General features: G+C 72.6%; 1 protein-coding gene (only partly in view). It reads left to right on the forward strand.

The features are described from left to right. Nucleotides 1-22,037, forward strand: partial view of a WXG100-like domain-containing protein gene (locus ACWDMM_RS19165; protein WP_449938662.1) — the 3' portion only. It extends 12,934 nt beyond the left edge of the window; the window shows 22,037 of its 34,971 coding nt (coding positions 12,935-34,971); its start codon lies off the left edge, out of view; its stop codon occupies nucleotides 22,035-22,037. Nucleotides 22,038-22,078 lie beyond the last annotated feature (41 nt).

Genomic DNA, 22,078 nt, shown 5'->3' on the forward strand with positions numbered 1-22,078 from the left:
ATGTCCTGCTGCTCGCGGATCTGACCGCGCAACACGCACGGGTGAGCGCGGATCGCGCTCGCCTGCTGGGCGAGATCACCGGCATCGTGCGGCAGGACCTGTCCCATCGCGCCGCCCTGGACGGCGACCCGCCGCCCACCGATCTCCGAGTGCGTCTCGACGAATCCGGTGACCTGCGCATCTCGCGGGACTCCGCAGACGCGCCCGCGCCGATCGATCCGCCCGGGCAGGGGACGCACCCGCGGACGATCACCGAGCACGCGGGCGCTCTCCTGGAACGGGCGCTGGCCGAACTCACCCGAAGTCCGCAGGGCAGATGGGCGGCGGTCGCGCTGGAGCGGCTCGGGGTGGACATCCGGTTCACCACCGAGTCCGAGGCGAGCATCCGGCGCATGGACAGCGGCCGGTACGAGCTGCGCCCGGACGCCGGATATCACCCGGCCACCAATTCCGTCGTGCTGGAGTCCGACGCCGGACCAGGGCGGCACGCCGCGGAATTGGTGCGCGCGGCGCGGCTGGCCGAGCAGGTGAACGAGGCCGCAGGCGAACCGCTGGCGCGGCTGACCCTTTCCCGCGACGAATACGTCGATCTGATGCTGGACCGAATGGCCGAGGCGTACGCCCTGATGTACGCGGGCAACGCCGACGAGACCGGCAGGACGGATCTCGACCGGATCGGCGTCGACGACCTGGAACGCGCCTACGCCGAGGCATACGACGACGCCATGAAGTACGCCGAGAAGACGTACTGGAAGTCCGGCGTCGTCCGGTCCTACCCGCTCTATCACCGGGCCGCGTTCCGCGCCGGTGTGCGCGCCGTGCGCGAACACCTCGACCGCCTCGGGCCGCAGGTCGGCCGGCGGGATTACGGCAGTCACTTCGCCGCCGCGTGGGACCGGGCGCACGGCATCGCACCGACCGAGCGCGCGGTCGAGGCCGGCGCACCCGCGCGCGACACCCGCGCCAGGGTCGCCGAGCGCGCCACCCACATCGTGCTGGAGATCGAAAGTCTGCGCATGCTGCGCGACCTGGGCGAATACGTTCCGGTCAGCCCGGCCGAACGCGCGTACACCGAGGCCTATGACAAGGCGTACCCCAAGGCGGAGAAAGCGCATCGCCGCAATCCCGAGGCCCCGCCGCCGGAGGAGGCCGCCTACCGAGCGGGCCGCGAGGCGGTGCGGCGCTATCTCGACCGGGTGGGGTTGGACCGGGCCGAGATCGCCCTCGATGTCGTCCGCGCCGCCGGCAACGAGGACGAGTCGCGCTGGGGTCATCCGAAGCCTCGTGAGGACGCGCAGCACTCCGACGACCCCGCGACCCGGGAGACCGGGCGCCACGATGACGCCGACCTCGCCCGGCGCGTTCTGGATCAGGAATTCGACAGTGAGCCGCGTCCGGAGCGGCTCACCGACCGCGTCGCGCGTTACCCGGCCGATTCCGAACCGGGGAGGCGGCCGCGGCTGGTGGTGGTCGCCGAACCCGGGCAGCATATCGACGCCCTGCGCGAACTGGCGGCGAGCCACCCGGAATTCGCCGACGTGCTCTGGGACCGGTCGCACTATCTCGACTACCGCGAGGCGGTGCGCGGGGCGGGCGGCCTGCCGACCATGCACCACATCACGGTGACGGCGGCGGAGGGGCCGTATCGTCATCCGACCAGGAGCGAAGCGCTCACGCAGATGCTGGCGCACTACCTGCGCTACCGGGCGGAGGGCCGGACCCGTCTCGGGTTCGAGGAGTGGCTGAAACAGCTCGGCCCGGAGGCGTTCTACACCGCCGAGGACGCCAATCGGGCTCGCGGCACCGGCCGGCAGGGTTTCCACGTGCCGGGCCGGCTGACCGAGGGCTTCCACGAGGCCGGATACCGCACCGCGGCCGCCGCCGACCCCCCGTTGACGCCCCCGCATCCGGCCGAGGTCGCGCATCGGCTCTATACCCGCAGGATCCCGCTGCCCAGCGATCCGGGGATCCCGCGCCCGTCACATCACCAACTGGAGATCTTCCAGGTCGGCTCGACGGTGCTGAGCATCCACCTGGAACCCGATGGCAACGGCGGCTGGCGGGTGCCGGCTCCGCTGTCGAACCGATCGGAATCCGATGTCCTGTCCACGCATCTGCAGGGCTTGGCCGCGCCCGATCGGAAGAAACTCCTCGCGCGGATCGTGGAAGTGCTCGGCGACGGCTCTGCCGATCTGGTGGATCGCGGCAAACCGCGCAGCAGGTTCGGCCGGTTCATCGATCGGTTCACACCGGGCAGGGCGAGCGCGCCGGAAGGTGACCAGCCGCCCACCGGCCGGGACCGGATGGCGGACGAGTCGGCGCGCGGCGCCCATCCGCCCGAGGACATCGCCGCCGACCTGCCCGATACGGAGGTGCTCGGCGCACCGGCCGCGGACGAGTGGTCGCGGCTGGGCCCGCACGAGGTCGGCGAGTTGTTGCGGGACCGGCTGCGCGAGGTCACGGGCAACCCGGAGTTCGACGTGTTCGGCTTCGACCGGCCCAGGCTCGATCCCGAGGTGGTGCGCGAATACGCCAGGGCCGTGGTCGAGATGCGCCAGCGGTTCCCGCACGCCGATCTGCGCGGGGTCGGCATCGGCGAGTTGAAGCGGGGCGAACTCGGGTGGGCCGACGGCGCGATCGATGAGGTCACCAAGAAGGTTTTCACCAGGGCGATAGTGCTCAGCCACGAGCACGCGACCAGCGCGCGGGCCTTCCGCGCGGCCGTGTACAACGCCGTCGGCAACGACCAACTGAAGCCGATGATGTTGCGGCGGCCGGTCTTCGCGGTCGCGGTGCACGAATACGGTCACGTGCTCGACCACGCCGGTGGTCTGGCCGCGCGGATGCGGGCGGAGCGTCATCTGCTCGAGCTGGCCGCCGCGGACCCGGACGGCGATTTCGGCCGGTGGCTGCGGGAACTGAGCGGATACAGCCTCGACCAGGACGGTCTGCTCGACGATCACGAGGCGGTGGCCGAAGCCTTCGCCGAAGTCGTCATGCGCGAGCACCTCGGCGATCCGGAGCCGGTGAGCAAACCCGTTCGCGCGCTGCACGATCTGTTGCTGCACCACGCCGAGCAGGGTGGGTTCGGCCGTGCCGCCGACGCGCCGTCGAACGACCGCCTGGTGCTGGACACTCACGACGACCAGGTCCGCGACCTGCTGCGGCAGACCGACTACGGCAGACAGATCCTGGCGAGCCTGGACAGCGGACCGACCCGCACCGGTTACGAAGGCTCCGCGCCGGACGGAAGGACCGGCGAGTTCCGCCGTCGCGAACTGGCCGCGATGGCGTTCACCGCGGGCAACTCGCACGTGCGCCAGGCGCTGGCCCTGGCGCACGAATCGCTGCACGCGCAACGTCATCTCCAGCGCACGACGGCGAACACGCCCGAGCGCATCCGCGCGCTGTCGCGGGAGGAATTCGTCGACGCGATGGTCGACGAGGAAGCCGCCGCCAGCGGCAGGCACTTCCGGCTCGCGGCGGAACTGCGCGCGCTCGGCTACGAGATCGCCGAACACCCGCTCGAGCAGCACTACCGGGAAGCGTTCGACCAAGAGCTGACCCGGCGGCGCTGGGACAACGCGGGGACCCGCGCCGAGGCGCACGAGCGCGGTGTCGCGGCGCTGCGCGAGCCGCTCGGCCGGACCGAGTGGAACAACGGACGCGACTACGCCGACTACTACGGAACCATCTGGGACGAGGCCAATGTCGGCCGCGACGGCGCTGCGGAGGCGGGCAGGCACCATTCGTTCTCACCGACTACCGCCGACGAACTGTGGCAGGGTGCGCTGACCCGCCAGGACGCCAGGCTGCGGGCGCAGGAGACCGCCGCGGAATTCGCCCGCCGGGCCGAGGCGGTGTTCGGAAGCCGCGACGTCTCCCGCTCGGCGATCGAGCGTGCGCTGCGGGAGGCGGAAGACGCGCTCACCCGGTCGGGACACGACGCCGAACTGCTACGCAGGCAGCACGATCTGCGCGTGCTCAGCGATCTGGCGGATCTGCGGGACCAGGCCCGGACCCGGCTCGAGGGGCAACAGCGCAGTCTCGCCGCACTGGCCGCGCGTGGGGTGCTCGGCGCGGCCGTCCGCGGCGAGCCGGGCGCCCGGGTGCTCACCGAGCACGTCGCGCATGTGCCGGGCGAGCCGGAGCGGGTGGTGATCGCGGCGGAGGCCGGTGACCATCGGCGGGTCATGCGGGAGGCCGAACGCGACCCGTTCGCGGCCGCGCTGCTCGGCCGCGACGACGTCGACCGCCGGTTCCTCGAAGTGGAGATCGACGACTTCGGCCACGTGCGCGTCCGATCCGTGGCGGAGCCGGAGCCCATCGCGCCGAGCGACCCGATCGGCGAGGTGACGCCGCGCGACCTGGCCGGGACCGCGGCGGCCGAGCGCACCGCCCGCCTGCGCGCGGAACTGGCCCGGACCGAGATCGGCAGGCAGATCGAGCGGGCGCTGACCGAGCACGAGGTGCGGATCGAGTACGAATCGGGCGCGCAGGACCGCTACTACCCGGCGCAGCGGCGCTTGGTTCTCGACCCCGGCCTGACCGACACGCAGCAGATGCTCGCGCTGGTGCGCGGCGGCACCCTCGCCGACCTGGCCCACGCGCCGGACATGCCCGACGCCGCGCGGGTCCGTTCACAGTCGTCGCGCCGCGCGTATGTCGGGACGATGCTCGATCTGGAGACCGCCGCGCGCGTCATGGAATTCGCCGCGATCGGCGAACTGCGTGCGGCGCGGCACGACATTCCCGAAACCGACCTCGAGCGGGTGTACACCGAGGCCTACGACGCGGCGCACGCGGCCGCGAGGGCAGCGGAGCCGAACGCGTGGCCCGAGGACCTTCAGGACAAAGCCAGGGAGGCCGCGTTCGAGGCGCTGCGCCCGCTGATGGACGCCCAACTCGTCGGCCCGGACCAGACCTACGCCGACTTCTACGGCGACGCCTGGGACGCCGCGCACGGCGAGCGCTCGTTCGACCAAGTCGTGGCGGAGGCGCTGGTCGCAGGTGAAATCGGCTCGACCCTACTGCGCGAGGGCGATTCGCCGCACAGCGCCAGGAGCGTCGAGCTGGTCCGGTTCGGCAACGGCACCGAACTGATCCGCAAGGTCGTCGTCAATCCGCGGCACGCTGTCGCCGAGGTGCTGACCGGGGTGCTCGGCCGGGCGCTCGACGCCCCGGTGCCCGAGTCGGTGCTGCACGAGCCGAACCTCGTCTACCAGCAGGTCATGCCGGGTGAACCGGCCGGCGACCGGCACCGCGACTTCGCCGATCCGCACGACCTCGGGTACGCCGATTCGATCCCCGGCCGCGCCCTCGGTCTGCTCGACACCATGATCCGGCCCCCCGACCGGGATCGTTTCGGCTGGCTCGCCGGGCCCGACCGGCAGCTCGCGGGCATCGACCACAGCCGCGCCTTCGAACCCGGCGCCGAGGCCCGCGCCGCGGTGAGCCCGTTCGCCGAAGGATTCCTCACCCGCGACGCCGACGGGAACGTCCGCTACCGCGACCACGGGCTGACCCGCGAGGCCGTCGACATCCTCACCGAACGGGTTGCCGCGCTGCGGCCGCAGTTCGAGCGCTACGGCCGCACCGGCTGGCACGACCTGGCCATGGAACGGCTGGCGCGGGTGCGCGAGCACGCGCGCGACATAGCCCCCGTGCCGCCGCCCGATGCCGCCGCGCCGCTCGGCGCCGACCACACCGTGGTCGGCGCATACGACAGACGCAACACCTGGCTCTACCCCGACGGCGAAGGCGGCATCCACGCCACCGTCGACGGCGACGGTGTGCTGCGCGTCCGAATCCAGCCCGCCACCAGACCGGCCGACGGCGCCGGCCTTTTCCGCAGCGCGATATCCGAACTCGGGCACTGGGTGACCGAGATCAGGGGCGAGTGGCATCGGGAAGGCGGCCCCGGCGCCGACCCGGATCTCTACCGGACGCCCGAGGAAGCGATGCGCGACACCCTGCTCGGCAGGTTGGCCGCCGAGCACGGCTTCACCGAAATTCGGGTGGTGGCAGGCGATCCCGCGCCCACAGTGCGTTTCACCGAGCCGCAGTTCGCCGACGCCGATACGCATGCCACGCCGGATGACACCGGATTCTCCGAGCGGACCGACGACAATCAGCAAGAATCGGCGGCGGACCACCAGGAGCGCCCCGCTACCGAAGACCTGTGGCAGCTGAACCGGATCGACGTCGAAACGACCGAAGTCTGGCAGCTGCTCGAACAATCCGCCGTCGGGCGCGAGGCGGCGCGACTGCTTCGCGCGGAGGGCGCGCGGGTGCGGTTCGCCGACCTCGGCGACGAGATCGGCGCCGCCGACGCCTTCGACCGCCGCACCATGGACATCCTGATCGACACCCATGACCGCGGACAGGTGGAGCTGGCGAGCGAACTCGTGCGCTTGGCCGCGCTGACCGAGGCGATCCGCGCCGGACAGGTCGAGGTCACGCCGTCGCGGATCCGGGGCACGACGCGCGAGGACTACATCGCGGCGCAGTTGCGCGCCGATGCCGCGGCGACCGGCAGGCAGGCGGAATTCCTGCGGGAGCTGGAGAACGCCGGGTACCCCGGTCGGCCGACGGCGCTGGCGCCGGTCGAGGTGAACTATCAGCGGGCGGTGCGCGGGCAGTACCTCGAGGCTTACGACGCGGCCGTGGCCAGGGCACACGAGGCCGACCCCGCGCTCTACGCCGGCGCGCTGCGCGAACTGGGCCGAGCGGCGGGCGTCGACGCGCTGCTCGCCGGCGACTTGTTCGACCCGCCGTGGTCCGCGCAGGAGAGCGCCAGCGCGCGCAGCGCGCACGGCCGGGACTGGGACGCCGCCCAGCGCCATGAGCGCTCGGCCGGTGAATACCGTCCCGGCACCGCAGCGGCCGCGCGCGACGCCCAGGAACTCGTGCGCAGGCACGCGGCCCACACCAGGGAGATCGGCCGCATCGACGCGGTGTGGGATGAGCTGGTACGCAAGCTCGGCGGCCTCGATCAGGACGTGCTCGATCGAGGCGCACCGGCGCAGGGTCGGCCGGATGTGCGCGAGCTCGCGCGCTGGCGGAGCGGACTCGGCGACGACGAGCCGGCCACGTTCGACGCACAGCTGCGGGTCCTCGGCGAACTCGCCGCCGACCGCGGGCGCGCGGTGGCGGCGCTGGACGAGGTCGCCGTCGAGCTGGCGGCGCGGGTCGGGCACGACCTGATGGACCGGCAGGTTCGCGAGGCCGGTGGCAGCTGGCTCACCGACCGCGTGGCGTGGCTGCCGGGACGGCCGCCGAAGGTGTTCGTCGCGGAGACCGGCGACCGGTTCACCCGGGTGACCGGCGAGGAGGCGCCCGGCACGTCGCTGCGCCACACCCTGGCGGTGGAGGACGTCGTCGCCGACCGGGTCTGGGTGGACGTCGACGACTCCGGCGCGGTGCGGTTGCGGCGCGAGCAGACCTCCCCGTCCGCGGTCTGGTCCGAGGCCGACGGCCACTGGATGCGTGAGCGGAACGAGGAGCGGTCCGGAGCGGAGCACGGCGTCGCGGCCGACGAACCGGCGGGGACGAACCGGCCGGCCGATCGGCTCGACCGCGTGATGCGCGAGCTGGACGGCGACAACCTGCGCGTCTACCAGAACATGCGCGGCGAGCGGGTGCGCGGCGACGGCAATTCCCTCGGCCGGTGGGCCATGAGTACCGTCGACCGGCTCGGCGTCGATATCCGGTTCACCTTCGACGACCCGCCTGCCGCTCGTGACGGCAGGCAGCTGTTGCGGTCCGGCAGCGGCTACGTTCCCTCCGCCGACAGCATTGTGCTGCACTTGAATTCCTCGACGCTCGAGCTCGCCGAAGCGTGGGTGCACGCCGCCGCCATGGCGGAGCAGACGCGAACGGGCGGCGGGCCGCTGGAGCGGCTCACGCTGTCGCGCGACGAATACGTCGGCGTCATGCTCGACCGCCAGGCCGAAGCGCACGCGAGGGCTTTCGAATTCACCCGGGTGCGCGACGAACGCGCGAAGTACCAGAGCGAGCGGGATCGTCCCGCCGACGAGCCGCGCGCCGTCGGGCACGACGACCGGCTGCGCGAGGTGTTCGACGCGGCCCGCGACAAGGCACGCAGGGTGGCCGCGCGGGCGTATCGCGGCAACTCCTCGGTGCGGCCGTCGATGCTCGACGCCGCGGCGTTCCGCGCGGCGGTGCGTGAGGTGCGCGCCGCGCTGGTCGAGCGCGGACCGCTGATCGACGGCGTCGACTACGCCACCCATTACGCCGCGGAATGGGACCGGGCCAACGGATTCACCGCAGCCGATCCGGACCACACTCCCGAACCGCACAGGGCGGACTCGCCCGAGTTGCGGCGGATGCGTACCGGTGACTTCGCCGTCGAGATCGAAACCCTCCGCGTGCTGCGGGAATCGGGTCGGTTCGTGCCCGTCGGCCCGGCCGAGACCGCCTACACCCAGGCCTACGACCGCGCCTATCGGAAGGCGTCGCACGCCGGCGACGGCGTGCCGCCCGAGCGCCGCGCGCTGGACGCCGGGCTGGCGGCGCTGCGCAAGTACGTCGACAAGGTGGGGTTGCCCGAGGCCGAGATCGTAATGGAAGTCGCCCGTTGCGCCGCGGACAACCACGGCCGCTATCAGCCGTGGCCGATGGCCGAGGTCCCGGCGCGCTCCGCGCGGGACGCCACCGCCGACTTCGACGACCTCGGCGCGGCGCGCCGCGCGATCGCCGCCCGGCTCGACCAGGAGCCCACCGGTGTCCGCCTGACCGAACGCATCGCGCTGGTCACCGACCAGTGGGGCAAGCCGAGGCTGGTCGTCGTGGCGAAACACGGCGGGCACGTCGACGCGCTGCGCGAGTTGGCCGTCCGGAACACCGCCTACGCCGACGTGCTGTGGAGCGGAACGCACAGCCTCGAATACCAGCTGGTGTCCCCGGGCGAGGAGGACGGGAGCACCCGCTGGCTGCCCGCGGGCATCGCCGAGGGGCCGTATCGGGCACCGGACCGTCACGAGACGATGGAACAGTTCCTGGCGCACTATCTGCGCTATCGCCAAGCCGGCCGGACCCGTCTCGGCTTCGAAGCGTGGCTGCGCCAGCTCGGCCCGGAGATGTTCCACACCAAGCAGGACCAGCGGTCGGCGGACGCGCACGAGGCTTACGAGGGCCGGGAGAACAAGGGCACGCTGCGGCACGACGCGCTGAAGCACTTCCGCGCCGAGCCGGAGGTCGGTGAACCCCATCCCGCGGTGGTCGCGCACCGGCTGGCCACCAGGAAGGTGCCGCTGCCCGAGCCGGGCAGCGGGCCCGAATTGTCTTGGCCGCGCACCACTTTGGAGGCGGTACGGATCGCGGACTACTCGTTCGGCGTCATCCTCGAGGCCGACGGTAACGGTGGGTGGCGCGTGCCCGCACCGACCGGCGACGGCGGCCTGCAAGACGCTCTGGCCATGCTGTTCCACGGCATGTCCGACAGCAGTGACAAGAAGCTGGCCAAGCGGATCGCCCGGCTGCTCGACGACGGCGGCTCCGATCTGATCCGGCGCGAACCCCGCGGCGCGCTGCGGCGCATGGCGGATCGGCTGTCGTTCGGGTCGCGCGACGGCCGTGACGATGCCGCGCCGGCGATCGATGCGCGCGAAACCGACCACAGTCCGCCGCAGTTCGATCCGCCGCGTCCGCCCGACCCCGATGCGGGCCGCCGCGCCGAGGCCGACCGGCGGCGGGCGGTGCTGGACCGGCTGGCCGCCGCGAACCACGAGGCGGTGCGCGAACGCGACGCCGCACGCGCTGCGGACGATCCGGAGCGGCTCGCCAGAACCGAGGAGCGCGTCGATCGGCTGGACCGGGCCATGGCGACCGCCCTGGAACGCGACGCCCTGCTGCGCGCCGACGCCAGGCCGATCACCGATCGCGTCGGCGTCCTCGTGGGCGAGCCGCCGATGGTGCTGGTGGTGAATCTCGGCGGGGCCGATCCCATTCGCGAGCTGGCCGACGTCGCCGCACGGTATCCGGAGGTAGCGGACGCGCTCGCCCACGGCGCGCGGCCCCGCGAGCTGCGGGTGGACCCGGACGGGACCATCCGGGTCGTGCCGATCACTCCGCGCGCCGACGCGACTGCCGGAGAGTCGGGGCGGACCGCGACCGGGCGGCGACCCGGTGGACAGGGCGAGCCCGGCGAACCCGAAACCGCGCATCTCGGCTCCGGTGACGCCGAAACCGAGCCCGGTCCCGGCGACCGTGCTGCTGACGCCACGAAGCTCGGTCCGAGCGCCGCCGAGGGCGATACCGCCCAGCCCTCGTCGGGCGATGGCGGTGCCGAAAAGCCGCCGGCCGCAAGACCTTCCGCGGATGATCCCGGTGACGAGCCCGGCCCGCCATCGGACTGGTACTTCCGGATGCGGATCGAGCAGGCCGACTGGGAGGCGGACACGGCCGCCGATCACGCCGCATGGTTGCGCGAGCTGGCCGACGCCGACCCGGACGATCGGTGGGCGCGACTGCGCGCCGAACAGGCGGAATGGAACGCGCGCATGGCCGCCGACCGTGCGGCGTGGCTGCGTTTGGAGCAGGCGGAGAACGAGGCATGGTCCGCCGCCCTCGAAGCGGACCGATCACGACGCGCGGCCGACGCCGATCCGGACGATTCATGGGCGGAGTTCCGCGCGCAGCAGGCGGAATGGAACGCCCGGATGGCCGAGGACCGGGCGCGGTGGTTGCGCAGGCTCTACGCGCCGATCGGAGCCGAGCCACACGCCGACGCGGGCACCCCGGACTCGGGGTCGTCGGCACGGCCCGACCCCGCGCCGCCGTCCGCTGCCACCTCGCAGGCGGGCACACCGCCGTTGAGTGCGGAGCCGCCGTCCGCCGCCACTCCGGAGGGGGGCACACCACGGTCAGGTGGGCAGCCGTCACCCGCTGCCACTCCGGGGGCGCGCCCACCACGGTTCGGCGCGGACGAATCGCCCGCCAACGGAGCCGACGCCGATCCACGCGCTCGGATGTCACCCGAGACCAGGGCGGAATACCAACGGCGCACAGAGGAACTCGAGCAGGCACGGACTCGCCGGGACGACCTGCGCGCGCGGCGCGACGAGCTGGCGGGGCGGCTGCCGATCGACGACGCCGACGACTGGGCGGCCCTGCGCCCCGGACCTGACGGCCTGGACCGCACGCTGGAGGACCTGCGCGGGCGGACCATGCCGGTCGACGAGATGCCCGAACGTCTCGCCCGGATCGATGAGCTGGAACAGATCGCACGTGATTTCGCCGACGCCGACGCGGAAACCACGCGTCTCGAAGCGGAACTCGCGGATCTCGATCTGTCCACCACCCCGGTGGACGAATACGACCGGCTGGTCCAGCAGCGCCAGACACTGACCCGCGAACGCGAGTTCTGGCGGGCCAAACGTGATGGCCGGGCCGCGCGCTGCGAATCGTGGAACGACAGCGTCGTCCTTGACGAGTCGGCGTTGCGCGGGGATCAGCTGGAGACCACCGTCCTGCGGCTGTACGAGGCCGCGAACGTCCGGACGGTCGACGACATCGGCGGCCCCGACGAAGCGCCGCACACCGACCGGCTCACGCCGGAGCCGCTGGAACTCGACCATCGCAGGCGGACGATCGAGAAGCTCGCCGCGGCCGCCGAGCTGGTCAACCGGCTCGACGAGCGGATCCGGCAGGTGGATCAGCGGCTCGACCAATTGCGCGGGGCAGGGGTCGGTGCGCAACGGTCCCGGCCGCAGGATGTGATCGACGCGCTGGAAGGACTGGCCCAGCAGCGGGCTGACGCGCTGCACGCGGTGCGGCCGCTGCGGCACGAGCGCGACGACCTCGCCGCCCGCCTGGGCCTGCTGGACCAGGACGGACGAGTCGAGCAGGCGGCCTGTGAACCGCAGCGGCTGGACCGGACCGTGGCCGACCTGCGCGCGGGGGTGCCAGACGGGCTCGCCGACGGCACGCTCTCCGACGAGGATGCCACCGCTCGCCGCCGGGACATCGACGCGCTCGAGGCCGTGGCGCGCCAGGTGAACGACGCGCACAACGAGATCGGCCGCATCCAGGACGACATGGCCAGGGTGGCGGGCGCGTACCGCGACCTCGTCGAACGCATGGGCGGCCGGATGGTGACCGACCGGGTCGGGATCATCGAGGGCGAGCGACCGCGCGTCATCGTATTCGGTCCCCGGCCCGACCCGGCCGCGCCGCGCGCCGATCACGACGCCGCTCTGACCGACGCCCTGCGTCGCAGTTCCGAAGTGGCGCAGGCGATCGTGCGTCCGGAGACCACGGTCGACTACCGGCACGTGCTCGCCGACCGCGAGGACAACGTGCGGACCCAGGACATGGATCCGCCCGAGATCGAACGGTTGAGCACCGGGTGGATCGGCGGCCGTCGCCTGGACATCACGTCCTGGCGCGACGCCGACGGCGTCTGGCACCGCGTCGACCCGACCCGTCCGGACTGGGAATTCGGGCGCGACCGCGGCGAACTGCCGAAGAAGTACTCGCCGAAGGAACTGCCGGACGGCGTGAGCGGATGGGCGATGGAGGACGTCGTCAACGACATCACCCTCCCGACCGACGACGTCCCGCCGGGCATGATCCCGGAAAGCACCCTTCCGGTGCATATGCCGCAGGCCCCTTCTCGGTACGACACCTCGGGCGTCGACGAGAACGACGTGTTCACCCAGCATTGGGGCGGCGATTCGTACAACGTCGTGCGCCTGCTGCTGATGGCGGCGCAGGTGCCGAAGCATCCGGCGGTGAAGGCGTGGATCCAGCGTCATCCGGAGATCGGCGAATGGGTGCGGGCGCGGCCGTGGCTGCGGCATGTGCCGCCGTTCGGCACGGTGTTCCGCAACTACGAATGGTTCGCCCCGCCGCAACGCAACATCCAGCCGATGCACCGGCCCTGGGACACGGCCGATCATGTGCCGCCGGGTGACCGGGTCGACATCCCCGAGGGCTTGCAGCGCGAGTGGGACCGCGACGTCGCCGCATGGCAGCGGGTCCAGGACTGGGCCGACGCGGAATACGAGCGGTTCCTGGCCGACGAGACCGATCTCGACCGCGTCGCCGACGGCATCGACCGGCACCGGCGCGCCGAGCGGGAAACCCGGGCGCGCGAGGTGGTGGACGCTGCCGCGCGGCTGGTCCGGCGGCAACCCGGCATCGATCCGCTCGGCGACGTCGACGCCCAGCTCGGGCGCATCCACGGCGACATCGACCGAATCGCAGGCGAACTCGCGGACCGGTTCGCCACCGACGACCCCGGCGCGATCCGCGACACGATGGAGGACATCCGCGAACTGCTCGCGACCGGCGGCGATCCCGACCAGATCGTGGCCGCCCTCGCCGAGCACATGCGCGACGACGTTCCCGCTTTCACACGCGCGGACCTGGCGCGCATCAAGAACCACCTGATGGTCGACGAGCACCGAGTACGCGACCACAGCGACCCGCACGGCCGGTACGTGCACACGCGGATGGATCGCCTCGCCGATGTCGCCGAAGCGTGGCATCGCCTGATGAACGGTGCTCCGCTCCCGCAGGACTTCGTGCTGCTGAACGACATGCTGGCCGAGGCTCGATTCCTGGACGACAATCCGGGCGCGAGCTGGCAGCAGGCCAACGCGCACGCCATCGCGCTGGGCTACCACTGGGATGCCGACCGCCCGCCGCTGACCGATTGGCGCGCGGACATCCCGTACGCTCCCGCTCCGCTTCCACCGAACCCGGGCTATTTGCCGCCCGCGCCGGGTGCGATGCCGTCGCGGCCCCATGATCCCGCTGGAGGTCCCGGAGGCGGCGATCGGCCCACCGGCAACGAGCTGTCGCGTCCGCGAGAAGAAGACTCGCGGGCGCCGAAGACCGACGGCGGCGCGCAGAAGCCCCCGGAAGGCCCACCCACCCCCGCACGTCCGGCCGAGCCCGACGACTCGGGCGGCGGCGAACGGGAACAGTCCGCGGCGCGCTCTCGTCAGCAGGCCGACCAGGAACACTCCCCGTCCTCCGCCGCGCGGGACGACGCGCACCGAGCCCTTGCCGAACTCGATGAACTGCACCGCCGAATCGACCAGCAGCTCGACGACCTGTTGCGCCGCGCGGGTGCGGACCTCGACCGGATCGAGCAGCGCGCGCTCGACCGCCTGGCCGAAATCGAAGCCGGGCTCGCCGAACGGTTCGATCAGCCGGCCGCTCGGCCGGACGAGGGCGTTCCGCCCGCCCACGAGGTCACCCCGCCCACGGCTCGCCCCGGCGCGGACCACCCGGCGGATGCGGCACTGAGGCGCATCCGAGCGGAATTCGACGACGCGGCCCGCCGCACCGACGAACGATTCGACGAACTGCTTCGCGACACCTTCACCCAACTCGACGGCATCGCCGCCGACCTCGACCGGCGTTTCGACGCCGCCGTAGCCCGGCTCGACCGGCTCGCCGCCGGAGACGGCGACGCGGTACACCCGGCTCCGGAGTCCCAGGCGCTGGACGAACTGCACGGACGCCTGATGGCCGAGCTGGAGGAAATCCATCGCCGCGCCCTGGACCGACTCGCCGACCTCGAACGCGAGCTGGACGCAGTCGCCACCGGCCCCGTCCGGCCGGAAACACCGCCCCTGCCCAGGGCATCCACCTCGCCGGGCCCAGACCCGAATCCGCGTGATCACCAGACCGCACGAGCGACGCCCACACCGGGCGAGCCCACCACTCGGTCCGCCGAACATGCTGCGGCGAAACGGGAGCTGGCCGACGCGCAGGCCGATCTCGCGGCCGCTCGCCGCGGCCTGCCGGTGAACGACGAAGACCTGACGCGGGCCGGCTTGGACGAAGCGCTCGAGAATCTGCGCGGGCGCACGTCGCGAGTGGAAGAGCAGGGCCCGTGGCAGGACCGGGTCGCGGAGTTGGAGCGTGCCGCGCGGCGAGTGTTCGACGCCGAAGACGAACTGGCGCGGACCGAAGTCGCCCGTGCGCAGGCCCCCCGGGTCGCCGAAGGCGCTTCGACGCTGGAAACACCCGGCCGCCGGAACGCTTCGCGTGGAAACGAAGCCGACGAACCGGCGGGGGCCGAAGTCGCCCGTGCGCAGGCCCCCCGAGTTGCCGAGACCGGTTCGATGTCGGAAGATCCGGGCGCGCTTCCGGTTTCGACGGGAGCCGAGACAGACGAGCCGGTGCGTGCCGACGCCGACCTCGAACGCGCGGGCACGCAGCTACCGGACGGGGCCGATCGCGCAGGCGCGGGCGGCGAGCCGCCATCCGGGCCGCCGACCCCGCCCGCGAACGCCGAGCCACCCGCCGACGGCCCCTCGGACAGTGCTCGTCGCATGGGCAACCCGGTCCGCGACGTGCTCGAATTCCTTCGCGAACAGCGTGATTGGCCGAACCAGCGCGACGCCGAACCGCTCACCGAGGCCGAGACCGAGCACGTTCGCCTGCTCGCCGAGGCACTCGGTCTCGACGAGAGGTTCACCGCGCTACGCGATCCGCTGGCCGCCTTGGCTGAGCTCGCCGAAATCGCCAGGGCACGCGGCTTCCTCGACGACGCCGACGCCCCGCGCATGCGTTACCCGGACGATTTCGGACCGCTGACCAGCGCGGAACGCTACGGTGACGAGCAGTTCTGGCTGGCCGAGGCACCCGAAGACGACCTGCGCGCGGTCCAGGACGATCTGCGCCGCGCGGGCCTGCCGATCGAGGAACCACGGCCACCGCAATTGCCCGCCGCTCCCACGAGCCCGGATGCCCAGCCACCCGCCGACCCGGCCCGCCCGGCTGCGGCTGACCCGGCCCGCCTGTCCGCGCAGCGGGACACGGCGGCCCGTGCACTGTCCGACGCACACGCCGAACTCGCTGATGCGCGGCGTGGCCTGCCGGTGAACGACGAGGATCTGACGCGGACCGCGTTGGACGATGCGCTCGACGGCCTGCGTGACCGCACATTGCGAGTGGACGAGCAGCAGCCGTGGCAGGACCGGATCACGCGTCTCGAGGATGCGGCGCGACGTGTGTTCGCTGCCGAGGACGAACTCGCGCGGGCCGAAGACCCGGTGCGCGAGGCTGATCATGCGGCCCGGCCTCGCCCAGAGGCCGCCGAGCGTCCGACCGCGCAGCGGGATGCGGCGGCACGGGAACTGGCGGCCGCCCGGGCCGATCTGGCGGTGGCCCGCCGCGGGTTGCCGGTCGACGACGCGGATCTGACGCCGGACGCGCTGGACGATGCGCTCGACGGTCTGCGCGGGCGCACGTTGCGGGTGGAAGAGCAGGTCCCATGGCAGGAGCGGGTCGCGGAGCTGGAGCGTGCCGCCCGCCGCGTGTTCGATGCGGAAGCGCGAGTCGCCCGGCTGGACGATGCCCTCGCGCGGCCCGCCGAGCCGCACCCGGATGCGAGTCCGGTGCGTGCCGGAGACGCGCACGCCCCCGAGTCGCCCTCCCGCGCCCCGCGCCCGGAACCGATCGATCGGACTCGTGACCGGCTCGCACGCCGATTCGGCCTCGACGAGGACGATCTGTCCCCGGAACACCTCGGCGCGACCATCGCCGACCTGCGCTACCGAAACCTGTTGCGCGCGGGCCTGGTCGAGGCGCTGGCGGCGGCCACCGAGCGGGCGCACGGCACGCACCATCCGGACCTGCGCGCGCAGGTGCGGGAGACCCGTGACGCTTGGGCACGGCGGCTCCGCATCGATCCCGCCGATCTGGATCGCGATCCGGCCGGGACAGTCGCGCAGGCCCGCGCCGCGGTGCGCCGCGACGCGCAAGCCATCGCCGACCTCGCCGACGCCGTCCGAGCCGCGCGCGGGCAGACCGGCGCCGAACCGCTCCAGCCGGGCGAGACCCGCCGGTACACCCTCGAGGTCGATGGCGAGCGGGTGCCCGCGCGGCTGGTGGCCGACGAGAACGGCGGTTGGCGGGTCGAGACGCCCGAACGTCTCGGCGCGCCCGAACCGGCGGACGCCAGTGTGCGGGCACCGCGGCAACCGGAGCGGCCGAAGTCGCGGCTGCGCCGCCTGTGGGAGGCGTTGACGGGGGGATACGTCGGCGAGAGCCCGAAATACCCCTCCGGCTCCGGCATCGACAGCGCGGGTCAGTCGTTGCTCGCCCACGAAGCGGGGCTGCCGCTCACCAAGCACTACGACCCGACTCCCGCGCCCGGCGACGAATACGAGGTGATGCAGACCAAGTTCAGTCCGGTCCGCATCCTCAAGGAAGCCGTCACCATGTGGCGGAAGCGGGAGCTCGTTCCGTTCCTGAAGCGCCTGACCTCCCGGGTGGCGAGCCCGGCCGCCGAGTACGGCATACCGGTCGCCCGCGACGGCGCGGAGTACCGGTACTGGCTGGAGGAGGCCGATCCCGAGCTGGTGCGCCGGGAACTCGGGGTGGAACTCGAGGAGCTGAAGCGACAGGCCGAGCACGCCGCCCGAGCGATCCCCGCGCCGGAGCCGCCCGACGGCGAGACGCCCGACGCCACGCCGCGCCCGTCCGAGCGACCCGGCGAGGAACTGCAGGCGAGCACCGGTGAACTCGCGGACTGGCTGCACGAACTGTCCGAGGCGACGGTCCGGCGGCACGAATTGGCCGACGCCTTGACGGCCGCGGCCGACGCGCTCGGCGTCGACCTCGGTGAGCCGACCCCGGAGAACGTCCGCCGTGCCGTCGATCTGCTGCGGTATCAGCAGGTCCGCCGGATCGGCGCGCTCACCGGTCTCGCCGAGGCGTCCCGCCGGTACAACGCCGAGCACGAGCGGATCCCCTACAGCGACGAGGTCGGCTTCTTCGACGCCAACCCGATGAACCGCTTCCTCGGTGAGGTGGTGCGCGCCTTCGGCGGCAACCCCACCCTGCTGGACTGGCAGGGCGTGAACAACGGCGGCGAGCCGAGCCGCGAGTGGGGCGACCTCTACGACACCGATCAGCCGGGGCAGGATCAGGGCCTGCGCGCGTTCTTCGAGAACGCGCTGCGCCGCGACCAGATCAAGGACGAACGCTCGGTCTGGGCGCAGCTGCTCGGCGCCGATCTGCACGCGCTGGACGCGAATCGGCTCGCGAACGCACTCGCCGAGGAGATGGACCGGATCCGCGAGCACGCCCGCGGCCTGACGACCTTCCACGCCGACGCCGAGGAGTTCTTGCGGGCCGACGCCGCGGCCGACGAGCTCACCGGCCTGATCGGTGACATGGCCGGGCGGGACTGGGTGCTCGCGCGGGGCGGTGCGCTGCTGGAGGACGGCGCCGGGCTCGGCCTGGTCCCCGGCGAGCCCGGTGGGCCGATGCGGTTGGTGGTCGTGGACGGAAGGCTGGGCCACGATCGCGTCATCGCCGACGCGCTCGCGGAGTACCCGAGGCTCGCGCAGGCCGTCAACGAAGGCATCGTCGAGGTCCACTACCTGGTCACCGACGTGCACCCGGACCGGATCGCGCTCGTCGACGGCGGTGCAACGCGGGTTCGGCACTTCAGCGGCGAGGTCGAGGGACGCGGCCTCGACGTCACCGTTGTGAACGACGGCGACGGTTGGCGCGTCGTGCCGGACGCCCCCGCCGACGCGCTTCCCGCCGCGGAAGCGTCGGAGCCGTTGTCACGGCGCGAGATCGACGCCGCCATCGGCGAACTGGCCGAGCGCCTCGGCATCGCCGAAGCGGAGCTGGACTTCCCGGACCTGCTCGCCGAACGGCTCGCGGCGCTGCGCGACGAGAACGCCATTCGCGCCGGCCAGATCGAGGCGATCATCGACTACGCGCGCACCGCATGGGACATCGACACCTACCACGAGGTCGGCGACGCCCGGCATGTGCTGGCCCACCGGCTCGGCCTGGACGCGGCGGACATGACACCGCAGCGGCTCGCCGAGGCCATGGCCGACCCGGATATCCGCAATGCCCTGCGGCAGCAGCGGGCCGAGGCGCTAATCAAATACGCGAAGCTGTTGCGTGGCATCGACCAAGCCGCGATCGATGCGGCCAACGACCGCCTGGTCCGGCGTCTGGACGCCTTGCCGGGAACGGTGCGCATCACCGGCCTCGGGCAGCTGGGCGAAGTGATCGCCAACCTGTCGCATCGGCCGAACCTGCACCCCGACCTGGTCGGCGCGCTCACCGACTATGCCGACGCTCTCGCCGCGGTCGATGTGTTCGACCCGCGTGCCCACGGCGACCAAGCGCTCGATCCCCGCGTGTCGGATGTCGAGTTCCCCGTGCACGACAAGGCCGTTCGCCACCTGCTGGAAGTCATCGGCGATGTCGTCCACCTCACCGAGGCGCCTGGTCGGCTCGGCATGCTGGACGGCGCGACCAGCATTCCGCCCGGTCCCGACCGCGGGGCCAGCCGGGACTTCGCGCGTCTGGTCGGCGTCGACCTGACCGACGCAGGCCCGGAACGGTGGGCCGAGGTCTACGAGGTCTACCGCGACGGGAAACTCGACCAGCACGAGCGGCTGACCCCCGCCCAGCTCGCCCGGGTGCAGGCCGAGCTGCGCGCCGAGGTGGTCGGGCGCGCCGACGACATCGCTGCCCTGACCGACCTCATCCAGCGCGCCGCCCGCGCCGATGCGGAACGCCAGTCCGCACAGCGTACGGCCGCGGCTCGCGAACTGGCCGCCGCCCGAGCCGCCCTCGCTGACGCTCGCCGCGGTCTTCCGGTGAACGACGAGGACCTGACGCGGGATGCGTTGGATGATGCGCTCGATGGTCTGCGTGGGCGGACGATGCGGGTGGATGAGCAAGGGCCGTGGCAGGACCGTGTCGCGGAGTTGGAGCGCGCGGCACTGCGCGTGTTCGACGCCGATTCGGAACTGGCTCGCCTGGACGCCACGCTCGATCAGGGCAACCGGGCTGCCGAGGCGCGCTCGAGCGATCCGGCGCCGCAGAGGGATGCACGAGACGAGCGGACGCGGCTTTCCGCACAGCGTGACGCGGCGGCACGGAGGTCGACGGAGGCCAGAGCCCAGCTCGCGCAGGCCCGCCGTGGACTGCCCGTGGACGACGCGGACCTGACGCCGGAGGCCATGGACGATGCGCTCGAGCGCCTGCGCTCGCGGACGATGCGAGTGGACGAGCAGCAGCAGTGGCAGCACCGGATCACCGACCTCGAGCAGGTCGCCCGCCGTGTATTCGACGCCGAAGCGGAAGTGGCCCGACTCGACGACGCCTTGGCGCGAACCATCCAGCCCGCCGAGCCGCGGACGAATTCGCCAGCAGAACCGCTTCCGGGTGCAGTCGAGAACTTTGTCCGTGCCGAGGCCGATGCGGAGCGGGCCCGCTTGTCCGCGCGGCGTGATGCGGCGGAGCGGGAGTTGGCGGACGCGCAGGCTGATCTCGCGGGTGCCCGCCGTGGATTGCCGGTGAATGACGAGGATCTGACGCGGGATGCGTTGGATGATGCGCTCGATGGTCTGCGTGGGCGCACGTTGCGGGTGGATGAGCAGGAGCCGTGGCAGGACCGGGTTGCGGAGTTGGAGCGTGCGGCCCGGCGTGTGTTCGATGCCGAGGACGAGCTCGCACGGGCGGAAGACGCTGTGCGCCAGTTCCGTTCGGAGCGATCCGCGCACCGTTCTCCCCAGGCGGGCGGGTCCGGTTCGCCGACGGTCCGCGGTGGGGGTGAGCCGTCGCGCCGGGAGCGTGACGGCGGCCAGGATTCGTCGAACGGCGGAACTCGCGTACCTCGCGACGGTGACGAGGAGCCGTCGGGCGGTGCCCGGTCGAACCGCGACGGTGGTTCGGAGCCGCCCGAGGGCCCGTCGGGCTCGGCTCCGGCGCGTCCCCGTTGGTTGCCGCCGGACTGGGCGCTGCGCTCGCATATTCCGCACCCGCCGAAGGACTACGAGTCCGAGATGCCGGGTCCGTTCCTGAACGAAGTGGAGCCGTGGCCCGTCCCGATGCCGCAGCCGCAAACGCCGACGCCGACGCAGCCGCAGCCGCACCCGGTCAAGCCCACGCCACCGGTGTCGCCGACACCACCGGTGCCCCCGCCCCCACCGTTCACGCCGATACCCCCGGTCCCGCCGATGTCCCCGGTGCCGCCGGTCCCGCCGACGCCCCCGGCCCCGCCGATGTCCCCGGTGCCGCCGGTCTCGCCGACGCCGCCGGTGCCGCCGGTCTCGCCGACGCCGCCGGTCTCGCCGACGTCCCCGGTGCCGCCGGTCTCGCCGACGTCCCCGGTGCCCCCGGTCCCGCCGTTCCAGCCGACGCTGCCGGTCCAGCCGACGCCTACGGACCGGCCGACGCCTTCGGAGCCGCCGACGCCTTCGGAACCGCCCACGCAGTCTCCGTACCCGCCCACGCCTTCGGAACCCCCTACACAATCTCCGTACCCGCCCTCGCCTCCTACCCGGCCCGGCCCGCCGACACCTGGCGAGCCGACGCCTCCGTACCCGCCGACCCCGCCCGGACCACTACCCCCATACCCGTCGGCCCCACCCTCGTACCCGTCGATGCCGACTCCGGGACCGTCGACACCCTCGTATCCGGGACCGTCCACACCGCCGTATCCGCCCACGTCACCGAGTTGGCCGGACAACACGAACGGACCGGGCCACCCCGACGGCACTGTCCCCCCTGGCATGCCCATGCCTCCGATGCCGCCCGGCATGCCGATGGGACCAGCGACGAACGGCAGACGGACCGATGGCCGCGGACCGCGGGGCAACGGGCACCGCGCCCAGGACTCCGGACGCGGTATCTTCGTCCGCCCGTTCGCGGGCTTCGGTGTGCCCGCCGAGTTCGACCCGGGCACCGGCGCGCTGCGCGCCAACCCGTCCGAGGCGGCCACGCCCAGCGGCGTCTACGGTGAGCTCGGTGGAGTCTCGGTGGTGTTCTATCGGCACGACGGCAGGCTGGCCCTGCGTGTCGGTGATCGCACGGTCGAACTCGACGGGCCCGTCGGGGTCGAATGGGGCACGGTGGGGTGGCGCACCACCCGGTTCGCGGTGTCCGTCGGCGGTGCCGTCTTCTGCGAGCTGACCTATCGCTCGCTGCCGGAGGAAATGGACATCGGTGCGCTGATCCGAGCCGTGGTCGACGACCCCGCGCGCCGCGCCGCGATCTTCGCCGGATGACCGCAAGCCGACGATGCGACAAGGTAACCATCGACGTGAGG

It is taken from the genome of Nocardia sp. NPDC003726 (genome assembly GCF_053586955.1).